The organism is Burkholderia sp. MSHR3999 (assembly GCF_000833595.1).
Lineage (GTDB): Bacteria > Pseudomonadota > Gammaproteobacteria > Burkholderiales > Burkholderiaceae > Burkholderia > Burkholderia ubonensis.
This window is the reverse complement of the sequence record NZ_JRFO01000005.1, coordinates 469,147-488,953: the sequence shown is the minus strand read 5'-3', so window position 1 is coordinate 488,953 and position 19,807 is coordinate 469,147. Positions and strand designations below refer to the sequence as shown.

Sequence of the window (19,807 nt, the reverse complement as noted above, 5' to 3'; positions counted from 1 at the left end):
GGCGTCACCGTGCCGTCTCGGCCGCTTCCACGACCGGCAGCGGCCGGCTTGCGATCTTCTCGGCTTCCGCACGCTTAAGCCCCAGCGTATGCAGCAGCGTCGCCGCCGTGCGTTCCGGAAAATGCTCTCCGCTGAAGCCGAGTTCCTTGAGGACACCGGCCGCCGGTGCGCCCGGAGCGACGAAGTTGAGCTCGGCGGCAATTGCGGTCAGCACCGTACCGCCAACCGAAAGGAAGCCTATGAATGGGTCGTCGACCACGAAGCGCTTCTCGGCGATGCCGCGCTTGATATCCCGCAGCAGGCGCTGACCCAGGCCCAGCGTCAGGACGCGCGCCGAAAAGCCCTCGCGTATCAGGAAGTGTCCCCACACCGGCTCGCGCCGCGCGCGCATCAGCGTATGCCGCACCGAGACGGAAATGATTTCCGCCGGGTCGGACAAGCCGCTGGCCAAGCGATCGAGCGAATCCGCGAACTCCTCGAATACCGATTCGACGAGGGTCGCGTAGATCGCCTCCTTCGATTCGAAGTGGTTGTAGAACGAGCCAAAGCCGACGTCGGCGGCCTCGGTGATTTCGTTGATGGCGACGCCTTCCATGCCCTTCTCCGCCATCAGTCTGAGCGCGGCGTCCAGCAGGCGGGCACGGGTCTCCCGCTTGCGGCGCGCGCCACGCGGCTCGCGCTCTTCGGCGACCGCGGGACTGGTTGCCTCCGGAGCGGAGCGCTTTGGTGTCCGGCGACTCGGTGTATTCGTCATGACGTTTCCGATCCTTGTTCGTGCCCAAGTATAGATTCAAATGTCTATATTGACAAAGTCATCATCTATGACTTTAATGTCACCAAAGGCGGCGGAACACGGCCTGATGAACCGATCGAACGACGAATGGAGATACGGTGGAGACATACATGCACACGGGCGCCAGCGCGTCCATTCACGACAGCTCGCTCTCGTCGCCGGAGCGTGGGCTGCCTTCGATGCTCGGTGTACTGATCGCAGGATTCAGGCCAGTCGGCGCCGCATCGGGCCATTTGTCGGCCAGTCTCGGCACCGGCGACGGGGAGCGCCGCTCCGATGCGAAATCGACGATCGACCTCGCGACTTTCATGGTCCGGCCAGTGACGTCGTGCGACGGTGAGATTGCATGCCTGCCGTTGCGCGGCAAGCCCCTCGATGCGACGGCGCCTGCCTTCGCGATTGCCATTCGATCTGCCTGATTGTCATCCGCCATGAAGCTGACCACCCCACAACCGGCTCGCCATCCTCACCCTACAACGAAGGCATCGGCGCTCGCCTATCTGATCTTCGATCGCCCCGATCTCGACGAGGCAGAGCACTTTCTGAACGACTTCGGCCTCCGAACGGTGCTGCGTGACGACACGCTGTTGCTGCTGCGCGGAACGGGCGCCGCACACTTCTGTTACGTCGTTCGCCTCGCGCCGAAGGCCCGCTTCGTCGGCTTCGGATTGCGGGTCGACAGCCGAGCCGATCTGGAGGCGCTCGCCAAGGTCCCTGGCGCGTCGGAGGTCGAGGCATCGGATTGGCCCGGCGGCGGCCTCCGGGTGCGGCTCGTCGATCCGTCGGGTTTTCGGGTCGACGCGATTGCGGGCCAGACACTGGCCGACACGTTGCCGCATCGCGCTCCGCTCCCGTTCAACTCGGTCGACACGCCCGTGCGGATCAACGAAACGCAGCGGCCGCCGGCGAGCGCGCCCGAGGTCATTCGGCTCGGACACGTCGTGCTCGAGCTCGCCGACTACCAGGAAACCTGCGCGTGGTACACGCGGCATTTCGGGTTCATTCCCAGCGATGTCCAGGTGCTGCCGGACGGCTCACCTGCGGTTGCGTTCATGCGGCTCGATCTCGGCGACAGGCCGGCCGACCACCATACGCTCGCGCTCGCCCAAGGGTTCGTGCCGACGTATAGCCACAGCGCGTACGAACTGGTCGACGCCGATGCGGTCGGCATGGGCCAGCGCATGCTCCGCGACAACGGGTGGGCGCACGCGTGGGGCATCGGCCGGCACATTCTCGGCAGCCAGATCTTCGACTATTGGCAGGACCCGTGGGGCGACAAGCACGAACACTATTGCGACGGCGACCTGTTCACGGCCGACGAGCCGACGGGCGTGCACGCGGTCAGCCGCGAAGCGATGGCGCAGTGGGGCCCGACGATGCCGCGCAGCTTCACGAAGCCCCGGCTCACGCCGTCGAGCCTCGCGGCGCTGTTTCGCAACCTGCGCCGCAGTCCCGATCTGACGGTCAGCAAGCTGCTGACCCTGGCGAAGCTGTTCGCCTGATCCCCAACCGCCCATTCGACTCACGAGAGACCATTCATGTCACTGCATGTCCTGCACTTCCGGCATCATGGCCGCGCCCAATGGGGTGTGGTCGCCAATGGCGCCGTCACGCCGATTCCCGGCGACTTCGAGACGACCGCGAGCTTTCTCGCGGCGAATCCGGTTGAACGACTCGTCACGCTAGACGGATCGACGATTCCGGAGTCGGACGTGGAGTGGCTGCCACCGGTGACAGCCAACCAGCAATTCGTTTGCCAGGGTGCGAATTATCGTCGGCACATGATCGAATCGGGCATGGATCCTGACGCGAAAAAGTTCAACATGATCTTCACGAAGGCGACGAGCTGCATCGTCGCCGCCGACTCACAGGTCGTGAAACCGCGGCACGTCCGGTTTCTCGACTACGAAATCGAGCTCGGCCTCATCCTCAAACGCGACATCACGTCTCACCAGCAGATCACGGACGCGAACCTGCACGACTATGTCGCCGGCACCGTGATCGTCAACGACTATTCCGCGCGCGATGTCCAGATCCCGCAGATGCAGTTCTACAAGGGCAAGAGCTTCCGGACGTTTGGCCCGGTCGGCCCATATCTGTGCCTGCTCGAGCGGCATGACTTCCCGAAGCTGAAGGCGCTCGACCTGACGTTGACCGTCAACGGCGCGGTGCGCCAGCAGGACTCGACATCGAACCTCGTCTATGGTCCAGCGGAGACGTTGACCGAATTGTCGGGCGTGCACGACCTTCGCGCCGGCGACCTGCTCGCGACCGGCACGCCGGCCGGCTGCGCACTCAGCATCCCGTCGCCGCTCAAGCAGCGAGCTGTCGCGCTTTTTCCCGAATCCGTCAAGTGGAAGATGTTCATGAAGGTGCAGGCAGGACGCGCGCAGTATCTGAAGGCCGGAGATATCGTCGAAGCCCGGATCGCGAGCCGCGATGGAACGATCGATCTGGGCGTGCAACGTAACGAGATCGTGGACGAAGCAGCATGAACGGCATCGCGACCCGGAACGACGTGCTGGCGATCGAAGCGCAGGGCCTTCCGTCCGACCTTCCGACCAGCACATACGAGATGATCTGCGCCGGTGCGGCCATCGATCCGTCCGCCCCCGCCCTCTCCTTTTTCATGACCGCCGACGCGCACCGCGACGCCGAGTGCTGGACCTATCGCGAGCTGGTTCGTGACATCACGCGCACGGCCAACATGTTCACGCGCCTCGGCGTGAGCTCGCATTCGGTGATCGCTTATGTGCTGCCCAATCTTCCCGAAACGCATTTCGTGATCTGGGGCGGGCAAGCGGCCGGCATCGTCTGCGCGATCAATCCGCTCCTCGAAGGCGAAGCGATAGGCAATCTGCTCAAAGCGGCCGGTGCCAGCATAATCGTGACGCTTGCGCCATTTCCCGGGACCGATCTCTGGCAAAAAGTCGCGGATATCCTTCATGAGGTCGAGCCGCTGCGGCATCTCGTGCTGGTCGATCCGGCCGATCGCGTGCGGGGCATGGCGCAGCCGGCGGCACGCACGCTCCAGCACGACGCGTGTGCGCGGCTGTACGGCGATGGCGGTTTGCGCAGCGCGGTGCCTGCGCACATCCAGATCCACGACTTCGGTACGGCAATCGCGCGGGAATCCGGTACAGCGCTCGACAATGCGCGCCGCATTCGACCCGGCGACATGTCCTCCTTCTTCTGTACCGGTGGAACCACCGGGTTGCCGAAAATCGCGATGCGTAGCCACGGCAACGAAGTGGCGAATGCATGGAGCGCCGGGCGGTTCTTCGGCGACAGTATCGGCCCCGGCAAAGCGACTTTTTGCGGCTTGCCGCTCTTTCACGTCAACGCCGCGATGGTGACCGGCCTCCTGCCCTTCTCGCGCGGCGCCCATGTCGTGCTCGGCACACCGCAGGGTTACCGAGGCGACGGCGTCGTCAAGCGTTTCTGGGAAATCGTCGAACATCATCACATCAATTTCTTCAGTGGCGTCCCGACGCTTTATGCTTCGCTGCTCGACGTTCCTGCCGACGATCATGTCATCGACTCGCTCGAATACGGCCTGTGCGGTGCCGCGCCGATGCCGGTCGGCGTCTTCAGGGCCTTCCAGGAAAAAACGGGCATCCGGATTCTCGAAGGTTACGGCCTGACTGAAGGAACGTGCGTGAGCAGCGTCAACCCGCCGACCGGCGAGCGTCGGCTGGGATCGATCGGGCTTCGCATCCCCTTCCAGGCGATGAAGGCAGTCGTCGTGGACGATGCGGGACGGTATCTGCGCGACTGCGCAGCCAACGAGGAGGGGCTGCTCGTCATCTCCGGGCCGAACGTCTTCACCGGCTATACGCGTCCCGACCAGAACAAGGCCCTGTGGCTCGACCTCGGCGACGGCAAGCGCTGGCTCAACACCGGCGACCTCGGCCGCTGCGACAGCGACGGTTACTTCTGGCTGACCGGCCGCAAGAAGGAGTTGATCATCCGCGGCGGACACAATATCGACCCGGCGACGATCGAGGAACCGCTGCATCGACACCCGGCGGTCCAGATCGCAGCGGCGATCGGGCGCCCCGATGCATATGCCGGTGAGTTGCCGGTCGCGTACGTTCAGCTCAAGCCGGGTACGACCGCTACCGAACACGATCTGGAAGTGTTCATGCAGCAGGAAATCGCTGAACGCGCCGCCCTGCCCAAGCATGTCCGAATCGTCGAAGCGATCCCGCTCACCGGCGTCGGCAAGATATTCAAACCGGAACTCAAGCGCCGAGAGACGAGTGACGCACTCCGCGCGGCATTGGACCAGGGCGGAGCTCCCGGCGCATCGGTCAACGTCTCGACCAGTGATTCCGGCGGGTTGTCGGTCTCGGTCGAGCTGAGCGATCCCGGGCTCGAGACCGCGGCGCGCTTCGTGCTGGGGCGTTTTTCGTTTGCGTTCTCAATTTCGTTCGCCGCGAAACCAATTCGATCGCCCGGTCCGACGGAAACAGATCCGCGGTGACGGAGGCGCGAGACTAGCCGCGACAACAAAAACTTCGAGAGCGGCTCGTCATGATCGATAAGGCATCCAAATTAGATGCAGTTCCTGAATCGGACAGAGACAGAGGAGACAAAAATGAATTTCACGCGAACGATGCATTTTGCAGGCGTGGCGGCTTGTATCTGCACGGCTGCACTTGCCGACCATGCAGATGCGCAGACGGCCGGAAGCATCACTACATCGGTTGGATGGCTGCACATCTCGCCGCAGGGCAACGCGACGCCCCTGACCGTGCAAAGTGTGGGCGGCGTATCGGTGAATCAGCAAATGGCTGGTACCGGGGCGCATGCCAGCTCGACGGATACGATGGGAATCACCACCGAGTACTACGTCACCGACAACGTTGGTGTCGCCATGCTGTTTGGACTGCCACTGAAAGTCAATCTGGTCGGTGACGGGACGTTGCAGAAGTATGGCACCCTCGGCACGACAAGGCCGATGCCGCCCGCCATCGAACTTCGATATCACCTGTTTTCCGCTGCATCGAAATTTCGTCCGTACGTAGGGCTTGGCGTCAACTACACGTGGTTCACCCAGGTTCGGGCGACCAATCGCCAGTTCGTCTCCGACAGCTTTGGGCCGGGTGGCTCGGCGCGCGCGACACTCAGTTCATCGTGGAACCCGGTGTTCGAGCTCGGGGCGAGTTACGCGATGACAAAACATTGGTCTGTCGGTGCTTCCGTCGGCTACATGCCGGTGAAGACCCACCTCACGTTATACGGACAGACCGCGACCGGGACGCAGATCGTTTCCACATCGACGCTCCGACTCCACCCCGTCAACGTTTTCCTGAACGTCGCTTATACGTTCTAGCGGGTGCGACCCGATGCCAGCCCCCCGCATGGAAGCAATACTTTGGATCGAACGATGAAACGACAGGCTCTCAAGACCATTCTTTTTGCATTGCCCAAGGTTCTGGACCTGACGGCGCGCCGCTTCCCCGCCTATCGCGATCGCCTCGAGGAGCGCAATCTCGTCGCGTGGATCGGGCTCATGGATCAAAGCATCGGTCGCGCCATCGAGTTCAGGAATGGCCGTATTCGGTCGCGCGCCGGCAAGCATCCGCGGCCCGACGTGCGCATGGCCTTCAAGGACGTCGCCACCGCCCTGAAGTTCCTTTCCCCGAGCCCGGACCAGGGCGAAATCGTCCACGCCGCCAAGAACTTCAAGGTGGTCACCGAGGGCGAGGACGAACTCCTGGTTTGGCTCATGCAAACCCTGAACATGATGCGCACCGTCGGCCTGACGATGGGCACGCCCATGTGCGACGGCACCCGGCGCTACACGACCTGTACCAATGGCGGGCCCCTGTTCGTCTACGTCAAGGATGGCCGCATCGTCCGCGTGACGCCCATCGAGCTGGACGATACGGATGCGTCAAGTTGGGTGATCGAGGCACGTGGACGCCGCTTCAGCCCGCCACGGCGTGGACTGGTCGCGCCCCACGCGTTGACCCTGAAGTCGCTGGTCTACTCCGACAAGCGCATCCTTCACCCGATGAAACGGGTCGACTTCGACCCGGACGGCGAGCGCAATCCACAGAACCGGGGCAAGTCCGGCTATGTGCGTATCAGCTGGGACGAGGCCCTGGACATCGTCGCCAGGGAGATCAACCGGCAGAAGCGTGTCCACGGCCCCGGTTCCATCACTTTCCCGATGTCGTCCCACCACCAGTGGGGCAACGTCGGCTACTACCTCAGCGCGCTGACGCGATTCGCCAACCTGATCGGCTTCACCCGGGTCGCCGCGAATCCGGACAGTTGGGAAGGCTGGTACTGGGGCGCCATGCATCATTTCGGCAACTCGATGCGCGTCGGCGTGCCCTCCGGCTATGGCGGCCTCGAGGATGGTCTCAAGGAAGCCGAAATGATCGTCTTCTGGTCCTGCGACCCCGAAAGTACCAACGGGGCCTACGCAGGATTCGAGGGAACCCCACGCCGCCTGTGGGCCAAGGAGCTCGGCATCGAGTTCGTTCACATCGACCCGCACTGCAATCCCACCGCACAGCTGCTGGGCGGCCGCTGGATCCCGATCCGGCCGCAAACCGATGCCGCCCTGGCTACCGCCATCATGTACGTCTGGACCGTGGAGGGCCTTTACGACAAGGATTACGTCGCGACGCGCACGACCGGTTTCGACGATTGGAAAGCCTACCTTCTGGGCGAAACCGACGGTATCCCCAAGACTCCAGAGTGGCAGGAGGGCGAGACCGGCGTGCCGGCCAAGGATGCCCGCGCACTTGCCCGCCTATGGGGCAAGAAAAAGGTTCATCTCGCCGCCGGGATGACCGGCGCGGGATTCGGTGGCGCGGGCCGCGGGGCGACCGGGGCGCAATGGGCGCGCTGCATGATCATGATGATGTCCATGCAGGGCTGGGGCAAGCCGGGGGTGAATTTCGGCTGCCTCGAAATCGGCGTCCCGCACGATCTCCAGTTCTACTTCCCTGGCTACGCGGACGGCGGCATTTCAGGCGACCTGGCGTGGACCGCCAATGCGGTGGACAACTACCAGCGCATGCCGCATATCCTGACCATGAATCCCGTCAAGCAGATGGTGCCGCGACAGCAGATGCCCGATGCGATTCTCAACGGTCACGCCACCGGTTATCTCTGGGACGGCATGTCCCAGGAAGCCCAGTTTGCGCCGTTCACCTACCCGATGCCCGGCTATTCGCCGATCCACATGATCTATCGCTACGGCGGATCCGCGTTCAGTACCGTGACGAATTCCGGGCGCTGGACGGAGGCCTACCGGCACTCGAGCATCGAGTTCGTCGTCAATCAGTCGATCTGGATGGAAGGCGAAGCCCAGTTCGCCGACATCATCCTGCCCGCGTGCACTTCGCTGGAGCGTTGGGACATTGGAGAATGGGCGAATTCGGGTGGCTACGCCCACCATGGGTATGGCACGGTCAACCATCGCATGCTGACGCTGCAGCACAAGTGCATCGAACCCTTGGGCGAGTCCCGCTCCGACTACGACATCTTCACTGCCATCCTGACCCGGTTGGGCCTGGGTGGCGTTTTCACCGAAGGCTGTGGCGATCTCGACTGGGTCAAGCGCGTCTTCGACTCGTCGGATCTGCCCGATCACGTTTCGTGGCGCGAATTTTGCCGCAAGGGCTATTTCGTCGTGCCGCCCGAAAAGCTCGAGCTGCGTCATCCCGTGGACATGCGTTGGTATGCGCAAGACAGGAAGAAGGACCTGCCGGAACCTCATCCGCTGCCGTCACAGTTCTCGGAACGGTTCGGCAAGGGGCTGCAGACGCCGAGCGGCAAGCTGGAGTTCGTGCCCGAGTTGCTGAAGCGACACACTGCGGACAATCCCGATCGGCCACCGCTCAACCGATATATCCCCTCCTGGGAGGGTCTGCGCTCGGACCTGGCTCGGCGCTACCCGCTGCAGTTGATCGCCACCCACAGTCGCTACAGCTTTCATACCCATTGCGACGGAAAAAATTCTGCGGTGAACGGCATCGACGATCATCGCGCGCTGATCGCGGGGCACCGGTTCTGGCTCCTGAGGCTCAATCCGGCTGACGCCGCCATTCGACGCATTGCGCATCGCGATCTCGTCAAAGTACACAACGATCGCGGCGCCGTGATCTGTGCGGCCGATGTCTCGCCCCTGGTGAACGCCGGCGTGGTGAAATCCTACGAGGCGAGCGCTGAATTTCAGCTGATCGAAATCGATGGCGAGCAAGTCGAGATTGGCGGTTGCATGAACATGCTTACCCCCGACCGGCCGCAGACCTCCGGCACCAGCAGCATGAGCCCGAACTCCTGCCTGGTGCAGGTCGAGAAATGGCGCGGTGCCGAGGCGTTCATGCTCGGTCGCGCAGCGTGAGGAATTTCAGATGAGCAAGTGGAACCTGATTATCAAAGTCGGCCGTTGCGAAAACTGCCAGAACTGCGTGATCGCCGCGCGGGACGAGCACGTCGGCAATGACTTCCCCGGTTACGCGGCGCCCGCCGCGGCCAGCGCCGAGAGCCCCATCCGCATCCTGCGTCGTATACAGGGTGATTCGCACATGATCGAGACCACTTATCTGCCGGTCATGTGCAACCACTGCGACGACGCGCCCTGCATGCGGGTGGGCGGTAGCGCCATTCGCAAGCGCGCCGACGGCATCGTCATCATCGATCCGGACAAGGCGCGAGGCCGAAAAGACATCGTGAAGGCGTGCCCCTACAAGGCGATCGTCTGGAACGAAGAACTGCAACTGCCCCAGATCTGGATCTTCGATGCTCATTTGCTCGACCAGGGTTGGTCCCGCCCGCGTTGTCAGCAGTCGTGCCCCACCGATGTCTTCGAGACGGTCAAGGTCGATGACACGGCGATGGCCGAGAAGGCCCGGCGCGAGGGACTCAAGGTATTGCGACCCAACCTGGGCACGAAGCCCCGCGTGTGGTATAGCGGCCTTGAGCGCTGGGAAACGTGCTTCGTCGGCGGAAGTGTCAGCGTCCAGGCAGGAAACGTGGTCGAGTGTGTCACGGATGCGGCCGTCGCCTTATATGTAGGCAATCTGCAGGTAGCCGAAACCGTCTCGGACGGCTTCGGCGATTTCCGGTTCGACGGCCTGGCCAAGGGCAGCGGCCGCTACCGAGTCATAATCCGACATGCCCTCGGCAACGCTTGGCGCGAGTGCGAATTGGGCGACAGCGCGTACCTGGGCGAGATCAGGCTCGGTCAGAGCCGCTCGGCCCACTCGACAGTGTCGAGTTCGCCGGACACCGTATGTGCTCCGGCATCACGACGCGATGGACGTCAGGCACGCGTTCCCGACGAACGCCTGAAGTAACCCTGTGCCAGGGCAACCCAATACCGGACGCCGGCCGGAATGATGTCGTCGTTGAAATCGTATTTCGGGTGATGCAGCGCCGGCGCGCCCGTTTCGGCCGGCGCATTGCCGATCAGCACGTAAGCGCCGGGGCGCTCCTCCAGCATGAAGCCGAAGTCTTCGGACGTCATGTTCGGCGGCACGTCGGGGCAAAGGCGTTCGTCGCCGAACGTCTCGCGAATCACCGCTTCGCAGAGTGCGGTCTCGGCCGGCGTGTTGACCGTCGCCGGATAGTACTGAAAAAATTCGACGTCGACTTGCGCGCCATGGGCGCGGGCCAGCCCCTCGCACATGAGCTGGACGTCGCGCTGCAGCTGTTGCTGCAGTGCAGACGACAGCGTGCGGATCGTCCCGCGCAGCTCGGCGCTGTCCGGAATGACGTTGTCCGTCGTTCCCGCATGGAACATGCAGACGGAAATGACGGCGGGATCCACGGGATCCTTGTGCCGCGCAGCGATGGTCTGACACTGCAGCACCATCGAACATGCGAGCGGGACGGGATCGACGCCCAGATGCGGCTGCGCCGCATGCGCGCCTTTGCCGGTTACCGTGATCCTGAACCGGGAGCCCGCGGCCATGATCGGCCCCGTGCGCAACCCGAAATGCCCGGCCGGCAAACCGGGCCAGTTGTGCATGCCGAATACCGCTTCCGTCGGGCATTGCTCGAACAGCCCGTCGTCGATCATCTTCCGCGCGCCCGCGCCGCCCTCTTCTCCTGGCTGGAACACGAAATGAACCGTGCCCGGCAACTGCGGCAGGCTCCTCATGACGCGTGCGGCCCCGAGCAACATGACGGTATGCCCGTCATGCCCGCACGCATGCATGACCCCTTGCGCGCACGATGCGTGTGCGAAGTCGTTGGCTTCCTGGATCGGCAACGCATCCAGATCCGCACGGAGCACGATTCCGCGCCCGGGGTCCGCACCGGGAAGGCTCGCGACGACGCCCGTGCCGCCCAGCCCGCGCGACACCGCATAGCCGAGGTCTTCAAGCTCCCGGGCAACGACGTCGGCCGTCCTGTGTTCCTCGAATCGCAACTCGGGATGCGCATGCAGATCGCGGCGCAAGGCCGCCCAGTGTGCGCAATGTGCTTTCAGAGACGTCTCGGGAATGTCGGGGTATTCCAATTTCGGCACCTTCGGAAAGTAGACGGCTTCCATTCTGTACTGCGCCGCGTTCGCGCGCAGCGGCTGCTTCAATCGTAGAAGCCCAGGATCGACTTGATCTCCGTGTACTCCTCCATCCCTTCGATCCCGTACTCGCGGCCGTTGCCCGACTGCTTGTACCCGCCGAACGGAGCCTGAGGGTCCCATACCGGGTAGTTCAGGTGCACCTGCCCCGACCGGATGCGCGCAGCCACCGCGCGCACGCTTTCCTTGTCGGTGCCCTGCACATGTGCGCCAAGCCCGTAAACCGTGTCGTTCGCGATGGCGACGGCTTCGTCGATGGTGTCGTACGGAAGGATCGCGAGGACCGGGCCGAAGATCTCCTGCTGCGCGATCGTCATGTCGGTGCGGACGTCGGAAAAGATCGTCGGCCGTGCATAGAAACCCCGATCGAATCCCGCCGGCCGCCCGGGGCCGCCGGCGAGCAGCTTCGCCCGTTCGTCGATGCCCGCGTCGATCATCTGCGCGACCCGACCGAACTGCGCGCGATTGGCCAGCGGGCCATGTGTCGTCGCCTCGGCGAACGGATCGCCGACCACCATCCGGTCCATGGCCGCGACGGCCAGTTCCTCGACGCGGCCCAGGACGCTGCGCGGCACGATCAACCGGGTCGGCGCGCTGCACGACTGGCCCATGTTCCGGAACGCGGCGGCGACGCCCGGCGCGACGGCACGCTGCAGGTCCGCATCGGGCAATACGATGTTCGGCGACTTGCCGCCAAGCTCCTGCGCGACGCGCTTGACGGTCGGCGCCGCCGCTTGCGCAACCAGCACGCCGGCACGCGTCGACCCGGTGATCGAAACCATGTCGACCTCCGGGTGCGACGCGAGCGACGCGCCCACTTCCGTTCCGCTGCCGCTCACCAGGTTGAACACGCCCTCGGGCACGCCCGCATCGGCGATCACTTGCGCAAACAGCAACGCGCTGAGCGGCGACAGCTCACTGGGTTTCAGCACCACCGTGCAGCCTGCCGCGAGCGCCGGGCCGACCTTCGCGGTGATTTGATAGATCGGCCAGTTCCACGGTGTGATCAGCGCGCAGACGCCGATCGGCTCACGCACGATCGCGGTTGTCCCGCGCCGTGTCCGGAACGGATAACTGGCCAGATTGTCGCGCGCGACCCGGATATGTTCGGCCGCGAGCGGCACATGAGCAGCGCGTGCGTAGCTGATCGGCGCGCCCATTTCCATCGCGAGCGCCATGGCAAACCGTTCGGCACGCTCCAGTATCAACGCGTGAACGCGGTCGAGCAGCGCGGCGCGTTGCTGCGGCGACGTCACGGCCCAGCGCTCGAAAGCATTGCGCGCGGCCTGCACCGCGCGATCGGCGTCGCGCGCGTTGCCGAGCGGGATTTCGCACAGCGTGTCTTCCGTGGACGGACAGACGACCGCGAATCGGTCGCCGCCGTCAGGCAAAACCCAACCGCCGTCGATGTAGAAACGATCGAGCCTTCCCGCTTCCATCAGGTGACGGACCGGTGAATCGATGGGTGAATTCATTGGAGGGTGTCCTTGAGTCGATGCCATGCGCCGCGAGACGGCCTCAAACTAGAAATCGGCAACCTTGCCCCATGCGGAATCGCCGAACCGGCTCGGCCGATACGGTATCGGGTCCACGATCGGTTGCGCGCCCGTGGCAAGATCCGCGATCAAGTGACCGGCGCCCGGGCCAATGCCGAAACCGTGCCCGGAAAAACCCGCCGCCAGGATCAATCCCGGCACGCCCGGCACTTCGCCGATGCCCGGGACGCCATCCGGCGTGCTGTCGACGAACCCCGCCCATGCGTGCGTGATCGTCGCTTCGCGAAGTTCGGGCAGCAGTTCGACGGCACGGCGGTACGTTTCGGTGACCGTCCGCATATCGGGCTTCGGATCCAGAATGCGCACCGCCTCCATCGGGGTCGGCGCATCGAGCCGCCACCGCTTGAGCGTTTCGTGGCCGCCGCGCATGCCTTCGAGGCCGCCCGGAAGAAGATTCCGCCAGCGCTTCGCGAACATCGGCACGAACTGCGGGGCGAATCGCAGGAACTGCGGCGTCACGTCCACGCGCGCGCGGCCGCTGATGGCGAGTGCGTAGCGTCCATCGCCGCGGCGCGTAACGGACACGCCGGAGGTGTACAGCGCATCCGGCAAGCGCTGTTCGACCGGCGACACGCTCAGGATCGACTGACGGATCGACGCCTGTGGGAAACGGACGCCGAGCTGGCGGCAGAACGACGATGCCCACGCGCCGCCGGCGAGCACGACCGTCCTGGTCTTGATCACGCCGGCTTCCGTGACGACGCCGCCGACGCGCCCGCCCTCGAGTTCGATGCCGCGAGCCGCGCAGCGCTGGTGGACGCTGCCGCCGAGCTTCATCAGTGCGGCTGCCACGGCCGGCGCGGCCTTCCCCGGATCGGCCGTGCCGTCGCTCGGCGAGAAAACGCCGCCTTTCCACGGCCGCCCGGTTGCGCGCCCGCGCTCGCCGGCTTGCTTGCTGTCGAGCATGTACGTCGTCACGCCCGCGGTCTTCGCGAAGTCGCCCCAACTGGCCCAGCGGGACAGCTCGGCCTCGTCATTGCTCAGATACAGCAGCCCGCAGCGATGAAAGCCCGTGTCTTCCCCGGATTCGGCGGCGAATCGTTCCCACAGATCGATGCTCTTGCTCGCCATCGGCAATTCACGCTCGTCGCGGTTCTGCTGCCGGCACCAGCCCCAGTTGCGGCTCGACTGCTCGGCCCCGATTCGCCCCTTCTCGACCAGCGCGACCGACACCCCGCGCCGGGCCAGGTAGTACGCAGTGAAGACGCCGATGATTCCGCCGCCGATCACGACGACATCGGCCGCGGCAGGCAGCGTGGGTGAAGTTTCTATATGGCGCAGCGGAGGGGACATGTTCAGTCTCGTTCGGTTGATACGCGGACGTTTTGCACGACGTAGAACTTCGCCACGCGTTCGCTGCTTTCCCACCCGATCGATGCGCCGCGCGGCACGAACAGCGCGTCGCCGGCGCCGAGCGACAGCACGCTGCCGTCGGGCCCGGCGAACCGTACGCTGCCGGCCAGCAGGAACATGAACTCGTTCACGCGATGCGGGCGAACGATCCGGTGATAGGGCGTCGAATCCCACGTGCCCGCGCAGTACTCGGCGCCGTCGTCGATGAAGACGTTGTCGCTGCGGCATTGCGGTGCGGGGCCAAGCAGCACCTCTGCCGGCAGCGAGGCAGAGGGCTTGAAGTCGGCGTCTGCGCGCAGCGGGAACAGGCCGCGCTTCGTCGGTTTCGCGCACGCGGCAGCGCAGAACATGACGAGCACGCGCGATTGCGCGGCGACGCGAAGCGCCGTGCCGCTGCCGATGAATGCGCCCTCCCCCGGGCCCAGCACCAACGGCGCGGCTCCCGCCGCTTCGAGCGTCAGCGCTCCTTCGACGACGACGATCGTTTCGATGTGCGGATAACTCGGGACGTCGAGCTTGCCAACGAAACGGATACGCCCGGCGGCCATCGAGTCGGGCCCTTCCCACGCGATCTCCCGATGTCGCGCGAAAGGATCGCGCTCGCCGAACGCCTGCGTGCGGAAGGCGGTTGTATTGGTTGTATTAGCCGTGCTGTCGGCACGATGCAACACGAAAGCTGCGGTCATTTCTGCTCCTGCCAGTGCGCGACGAAGTTGTCGAGAACCCGTCGCACGGTATCGGAAATCGTTGTTCGCGGACACCGTCCGCGCTTGCGCCTACGCAACGTGACACGACCCTTCGCGGCGTTCGGCGCGCGTGCGCATCGACGACGTTCGCGCCGGCGCGCCACCCGGCCGCGCGATCACGTAATCGCGCGGCGTGATCCCGAGCACCCGCCGGAAATGCCGGCAAAGATGGCTCTGATCGAAGAATCCGACCTCGGTCGCGACGACCGAAGGCGCCAGACCGGCGCGCAACAAGTCCTGCGCACACCGCACGCGCACCAGACACAGATATCGATGCGGCGACAACCCGACTTCGCTGCGAAAGCGCGCGGTGAAACGCGACACGCTCAATCCGGCCACTGCCGCGAGCGTGTCGAGGTTCAGCGGCTGCGCGAACGATGCATCGATCGTGCGCAGCACGTCGCCGATCGCCGGCGATACGGGCCGCGGGACATGGAGCGGGCAAACGAATCGTGTGGTCATGTCGAATCCTCCCGGGGCAGCCGCTTCAGTGCAGGAAATCCTGCATCCGGTAATACGCGCCGACGAACGGCAGGAACCACGCGTGCCCGAAATGGCCGGGCATCGCCGGCCAGTCGAGCTCGCGCCACGGATTCGACGCCGCCGCGCCGTACAGCACGTCGGCCATCACGCGGCCCATGTGCACGGACATCTGCACGCCGTGGCCGCTATAGCCCATCGAGTAATAGAGCCCGTCGTGCTGGCCCGCGCGCGGCAGCCGGTCGGCGGTGATGTCGACCAGCCCTCCCCAGCAGTAATCGAGCCGCACGTCGGCCAGTTCCGGGAAATAGCCGGCCATGCCGGCGCGCAGGATCTCGCCGCTTTTCGCGTCGGAGCGCGGGCTCGACATCGCGAAGCGCGCGCGGCCGCCGAACAGCAGCCGGTTGTCGGGTGTCACGCGGAAGTAGTTGCCGATCTGGCGCGACGTCACGTACGCCCGGCGGTGCGGGAACAGCCGGTTCAGTTGCGCGTCGGGCAGCGGCTCAGTGACGACGATGAAACTGCCGACCGGCGCGATGCGCCGCCGGAACCAGGCGAACGGGCCATGTTGCGACGCGCCGGTCGCGACCAGCACGCGATCGGCGACGAGCGTGCCGCGCGTGCAGGTGATCGCGTGGCGCTCGCCCTCGATCCGTTCGAGCCGCGTGACGGCCGCCTGCTCGTAGATGCGCGCGCCCGCCCGCACGGCCGCCTGTGCGAGGCCGACGCCGAACTTGCCCATGTGCATCTGCACGCCGTTGCGCTGCAACAGCCCGCCGTGGAAGCCGTCGGAGGCGATCTCATCGCGGATCCGCGACGGCTCGATCAGTTCGATGTCGGGGTCCACTTCGCGCCGCAGCACGTCGAACGTCTTCGCCAGTCCCTCGAAATGCTTCGGCTTCGCGGCGAGCTTCAGCTTGCCGGCATGCCGGAAATCGCAGTCGATCGCATGTTCGGCAACGATCGCCTCGACGCTCCTCACCGCGCTTTCGTAGGCGCGATAGAACTGCCTTGCGGGTTCGGCGCCGATCCGCGCGACCAGCGACGCGTAGTCCTGCGCGACGCCGGTATTGCACTGGCCGCCGTTGCGGCCGGACGCTTCACCCGCGATTTGCGCGGCTTCGAGCACGACCACCGATACGCCGCGCTGCGCAAGCGCGAGCGCCGCCGACAGGCCGGTGAAGCCGCCGCCGATCACGGCCACGTCGGCGCGCCCTTCGACGGGCCCTTCGCAGCCGGCACGAAACGCGGGGCGGGTATCCAGCCAGTACGAGTCGAATTTCATCGGATCCTTCTCGAGCATTGTGTCGACAGCGATCGGCGATCGCCCATTGAAAGCCATTTAACCACCGTCCAAAAGCGCAGTTGCCGCGTATTCGCGCACGGCGCGCGCACGATTCACCGTTTTGCACGACCACCGCAGCACACTATGCGGAAGGCCGCTCGCCGCGCCCGGCGACCGCGATGAATGAATGGCGCGGCACGCTACTGGCGCACCGGCTGCACCGGCGCGACGCCCTCCGCCGGTTGGGCCTGGAAGCGCGCGAGGTCTTCCTCGCTGCGATGGCACAACACCTGCGCGCCGTTCTCGAGCGTGCGCAGCGCGGGCGCGCTCCGGTTGCACACGCCGTCCACCCGCATCGCGCAGCGAGACAGGAACGGACACAGCTCGGCGTCGTCGGCGCTCGCGCCGATCGGCACGAGCGGCCGGTGGCAGCGCTCGGCCGCATCGTCGAGCCAGCCCGTGCGCAGCTCCGGCGCGGACGACACGAGCAGGTGCGAGTACGGGTGGTAAGGCGGCGCGCACAGCGCGTCGCGGCTGCCCGTCTCGACGCGGCGGCCCGCGTACAGCACGACGATGTCGTCGCTGATCGCGCGCACCTTCGCGATGTCGTGCGTGATGAACACGTACGACACGCCGAGCTGCGCCTGCAGGTCGCGCAGCAACTCCATGATCGCGGCGCCGACCACGGTGTCGAGCGCCGACGTGACCTCGTCGCACAGGATCAGGTCGGGCTGGGCCGCGAGCGCGCGCGCGAGGTTCACGCGCTGCTTCTGCCCGCCGGACAGCTCGCCGGTGCGCCGCCCGGCAACCGCTTGCGGCAGCCGCACGAGCTCGAGCAGTTCGGCGACGCGCCGCCGCGCACGCGCACCCTTGATCCCGTGATAGAACGCGAGCGGCCGCGCGAGCGTGCGCTCGACGGTATGCACGGGATTCAGCGCGGTATCCGCGTTCTGGAACACGATCTGCACGCGGCGGTGCTGCTCCTTGGTGCGCTTGGCCGTATCGAGCGCAAGCGGCTCGCCGTCGAGCAGGATCTGCCCGCCCGTCGCCGGCACGAGGCCGGCGATCACCTTCGCGAGCGTCGTCTTGCCCGAGCCCGATTCGCCGATCACGCCGACCGTCTGCCCGCGCCCGATGCGCAGGTCCACTTCGTGCAGGATCACCTTCGACGGCCAGCCTTTCGCGGTGCGTCCGCCATACCCGGCGATCGCGCCGCGCACCTCGAGCAGCGGCGCGGGCGCAGCGGGCGCAGGCTTGCCGTCGCGCTCGGCGTCGGTCGGCGTGACGGCCGCGATCAGGCTCTGCGTATACGGATGCGTCGGCGCATGCAGGATCTGCCCGGTATCGCCGACCTCGCGGATCACACCGTCGCTCAGCACGACGATCCGGTCGGCCATCTGCGCGACCACCGCGAGATCGTGCGACACGTACACGGCGCTCATCCCGTAGCGCCGGATCACGCTCTTGAACGCCTGCAGCACGTCGATCTGCGTGGTCACGTCGAGCGCGGTGGTCGGCTCGTCGAGGATCACCAGCTCCGGATCGGTGATCAGCGCCATCGCGGCCATCAGCCGCTGCAGCTGGCCGCCCGACACCTGATGCGGATAGCGTTTGCCGATAGTCTCGGGCTCGGGCAGCGCGAGCGCGCGAAACAGCTCGACCGCCTTCGCCTGCGCATCGCGCTTCGTCATCGTCCTGTGGATCAGCGCGCTCTCGATCACCTGGTCGAGGATCGTGCGCGACGGGTTGAACGCGGCGGCCGCGCTCTGCGCGATGTATGCGACCTTGCGGCCGCGCAGCGCGGCCAGTGCCGGTGCGGGCAGCGCGCAGACATCCGTGCCGCCGAGCTTCACCGAGCCGCCGGCGATCCGGCAGCCGGCACGCGCATGGCCCATCAGCGACAGCGCGATCGTCGTCTTGCCGGAGCCCGATTCGCCGATCAGCGCGAGCACCTCGCCGCGCCGGATCTCGAAGTCGACGTCGTGGACGATCGTCGTTTCAGCATCGCCCGGGCGGCCGCCGACCACGCGCAGCCCGCGCACCTCGACGAGCGGGTTCGATTCGTGTCGCATCAGTGCCCTCCCGCGGCGCCGGCCGCGCCCTTGCGGCGGCCGCGATGCGGCAGGCCGTCGATCAACAGGTTGACGCCCACCGTCAGGATCGCGATCGCGACCGCGGGCATGATCGCGACGGCCGAGCCGTCGCCGAGGCTCGCGATGTTCTCGCGCACGAGCGAGCCGAGATCCGCGTACGGCGGCTGCACGCCGAGCCCGAGAAAGCTCAGGCCGCTCAGCAGCAGCACGACGAACGTGAAGCGCAGCCCGGTATCGGCCAGCATCGGGTGGATCATGTTCGGCAGCATCTCGACGCACGCGATGTACAGCGCGCTTTCGCCACGCGCCCGCGCGACCTGCACGAACTCGAGCGTGCTGATGTTTACGGCCAGCGCGCGGGCGATCCGGTACGAGCCCGGCATGTAGCTCACCGCGGCGGTCAGGATCAGCAGCGGCAGCGACGAACCGAACGCGGCGACGAACATCAGCGCGAACATCTTCGACGGAATCGACGTGAGCGCATCGAGCAGCCGGCTCATCGTCTCGTCGACCGCGCGGCCCGACACGGTCGCGAGCAGCCCGAGCGTCGTGCCCGTCAGCGCGGCGAGCAGCACCGCCGCGAGCGCGAGCAGCACGGTCAGCCGCGTGCCGTACAGGATCCGGCTCAGCATGTCGCGGCCGAGGAAGTCCGAGCCGAACGGCAGCTTCGCGCTGAACGGCGCGAACACGTCCGGCGTGACGATCGCGCCGACGTCGTGCGGCGCGAGCAGCGGCGCGAACACCGCGATGAACAGCATCAGGCCGACCATCGACAGGCCGACGCGGCCGCCGCTCGTCAGTTTGACGCGCGCGGCGCGGCGCCTGCGCGGCTGGTCGGGGGCGGGCGCGGCGGGCGGCGTCGTGCCGCCCCACGGCGGGGGCTGATCGCCGGACGGCGGCAGCGCGCTGCTGCGTTGAACGGGGTCGGTCGGGTGCATGGGCGGCA

General features: G+C 65.8%; 16 protein-coding genes. 7 read left to right on the top strand and 9 right to left on the bottom strand.

Annotated elements, in window-relative coordinates:
- Window positions 1-4: 4 nt before the first annotated feature.
- On the bottom strand, window positions 5-754 hold the full coding sequence (locus tag KY49_RS15850) for a TetR/AcrR family transcriptional regulator (RefSeq protein ID WP_042585572.1): 750 nt from the start codon (window positions 752-754) through the stop codon (window positions 5-7).
- 149 nt (window positions 755-903) lie between these two features.
- On the opposite strand from KY49_RS15850, the gene KY49_RS15845 reads away from it, so the two are divergent.
- From KY49_RS15845 to KY49_RS15815, 7 genes are all read left to right on the top strand, one after another.
- A complete protein-coding gene (locus KY49_RS15845; RefSeq protein ID WP_042585571.1) occupies window positions 904-1,212 on the top strand; it encodes a hypothetical protein in 309 nt (102 codons plus the stop codon).
- 12 nt (window positions 1,213-1,224) lie between these two features.
- Window positions 1,225-2,295 carry a VOC family protein gene (locus tag KY49_RS15840; RefSeq protein ID WP_042585570.1) on the top strand — a complete coding sequence of 357 codons (1,071 nt, stop codon included), beginning with the start codon at window positions 1,225-1,227 and terminating at the stop codon, window positions 2,293-2,295.
- 36 nt (window positions 2,296-2,331) lie between these two features.
- Window positions 2,332-3,288 carry a fumarylacetoacetate hydrolase family protein gene (locus KY49_RS15835; RefSeq protein WP_042585569.1) on the top strand — a complete coding sequence of 319 codons (957 nt, stop codon included), beginning with the start codon at window positions 2,332-2,334 and terminating at the stop codon, window positions 3,286-3,288.
- On the top strand, window positions 3,285-5,279 hold the full coding sequence (locus KY49_RS15830) for an acyl-CoA synthetase (protein WP_042585568.1): 1,995 nt from the start codon (window positions 3,285-3,287) through the stop codon (window positions 5,277-5,279). The genes KY49_RS15835 and KY49_RS15830 overlap by 4 nt, the downstream gene beginning before the upstream one ends.
- A 114-nt stretch (window positions 5,280-5,393) precedes the next feature.
- The gene (locus tag KY49_RS15825) at window positions 5,394-6,131 is read left to right on the top strand and encodes an OmpW/AlkL family protein (protein WP_042585841.1); all 738 of its coding nucleotides are present in this window, start codon (window positions 5,394-5,396) and stop codon (window positions 6,129-6,131) included.
- A gap of 54 nt (window positions 6,132-6,185) precedes the next feature.
- Window positions 6,186-9,164 (top strand): molybdopterin-dependent oxidoreductase, encoded by a 2,979-nt coding sequence (locus KY49_RS15820; protein WP_042585567.1) that lies wholly within the window; start codon window positions 6,186-6,188, stop codon window positions 9,162-9,164.
- 10 nt (window positions 9,165-9,174) lie between these two features.
- The gene (locus KY49_RS15815) at window positions 9,175-10,119 is read left to right on the top strand and encodes a 4Fe-4S dicluster domain-containing protein (RefSeq protein WP_042585566.1); all 945 of its coding nucleotides are present in this window, start codon (window positions 9,175-9,177) and stop codon (window positions 10,117-10,119) included.
- Here the strand turns inward: KY49_RS15815 and KY49_RS15810 are convergent.
- The 8 genes from KY49_RS15810 to KY49_RS15775 all read right to left on the bottom strand — a co-directional run bounded on the left by KY49_RS15810 (window position 10,086) and on the right by KY49_RS15775 (window position 19,799).
- Window positions 10,086-11,285 (bottom strand): M20 aminoacylase family protein, encoded by a 1,200-nt coding sequence (locus KY49_RS15810; RefSeq protein ID WP_042585840.1) that lies wholly within the window; start codon window positions 11,283-11,285, stop codon window positions 10,086-10,088. The genes KY49_RS15815 and KY49_RS15810 overlap by 34 nt on opposite strands.
- A 68-nt stretch (window positions 11,286-11,353) precedes the next feature.
- Entirely contained in the window at window positions 11,354-12,823 is a 1,470-nt protein-coding gene (locus KY49_RS15805; protein ID WP_042585565.1) for an aldehyde dehydrogenase family protein, read from the bottom strand.
- Between the two features lie 48 nt (window positions 12,824-12,871).
- Complete coding sequence (locus tag KY49_RS15800) at window positions 12,872-14,197, bottom strand: NAD(P)/FAD-dependent oxidoreductase (RefSeq protein WP_042585564.1); 1,326 nt, start codon at window positions 14,195-14,197, stop codon at window positions 12,872-12,874.
- Between the two features lie 2 nt (window positions 14,198-14,199).
- Window positions 14,200-14,943: a cupin domain-containing protein gene (locus KY49_RS15795; protein WP_042585563.1), complete on the bottom strand. Its 744-nt coding sequence runs from the start codon at window positions 14,941-14,943 to the stop codon at window positions 14,200-14,202.
- 90 nt (window positions 14,944-15,033) lie between these two features.
- Window positions 15,034-15,465 (bottom strand): helix-turn-helix domain-containing protein, encoded by a 432-nt coding sequence (locus tag KY49_RS15790; protein WP_042585562.1) that lies wholly within the window; start codon window positions 15,463-15,465, stop codon window positions 15,034-15,036.
- A 25-nt stretch (window positions 15,466-15,490) separates the two neighbouring features.
- Window positions 15,491-16,768, bottom strand: coding sequence for an NAD(P)/FAD-dependent oxidoreductase (locus KY49_RS15785; protein ID WP_042585839.1), 1,278 nt, complete (start codon window positions 16,766-16,768; stop codon window positions 15,491-15,493).
- A 200-nt stretch (window positions 16,769-16,968) separates the two neighbouring features.
- Window positions 16,969-18,840, bottom strand: coding sequence for an ABC transporter ATP-binding protein (locus KY49_RS15780; RefSeq protein ID WP_042585561.1), 1,872 nt, complete (start codon window positions 18,838-18,840; stop codon window positions 16,969-16,971).
- A complete protein-coding gene (locus KY49_RS15775; RefSeq protein ID WP_042585560.1) occupies window positions 18,840-19,799 on the bottom strand; it encodes an ABC transporter permease in 960 nt (319 codons plus the stop codon). The genes KY49_RS15780 and KY49_RS15775 overlap by 1 nt, the downstream gene beginning before the upstream one ends.
- Window positions 19,800-19,807: the final 8 nt, after the last annotated feature.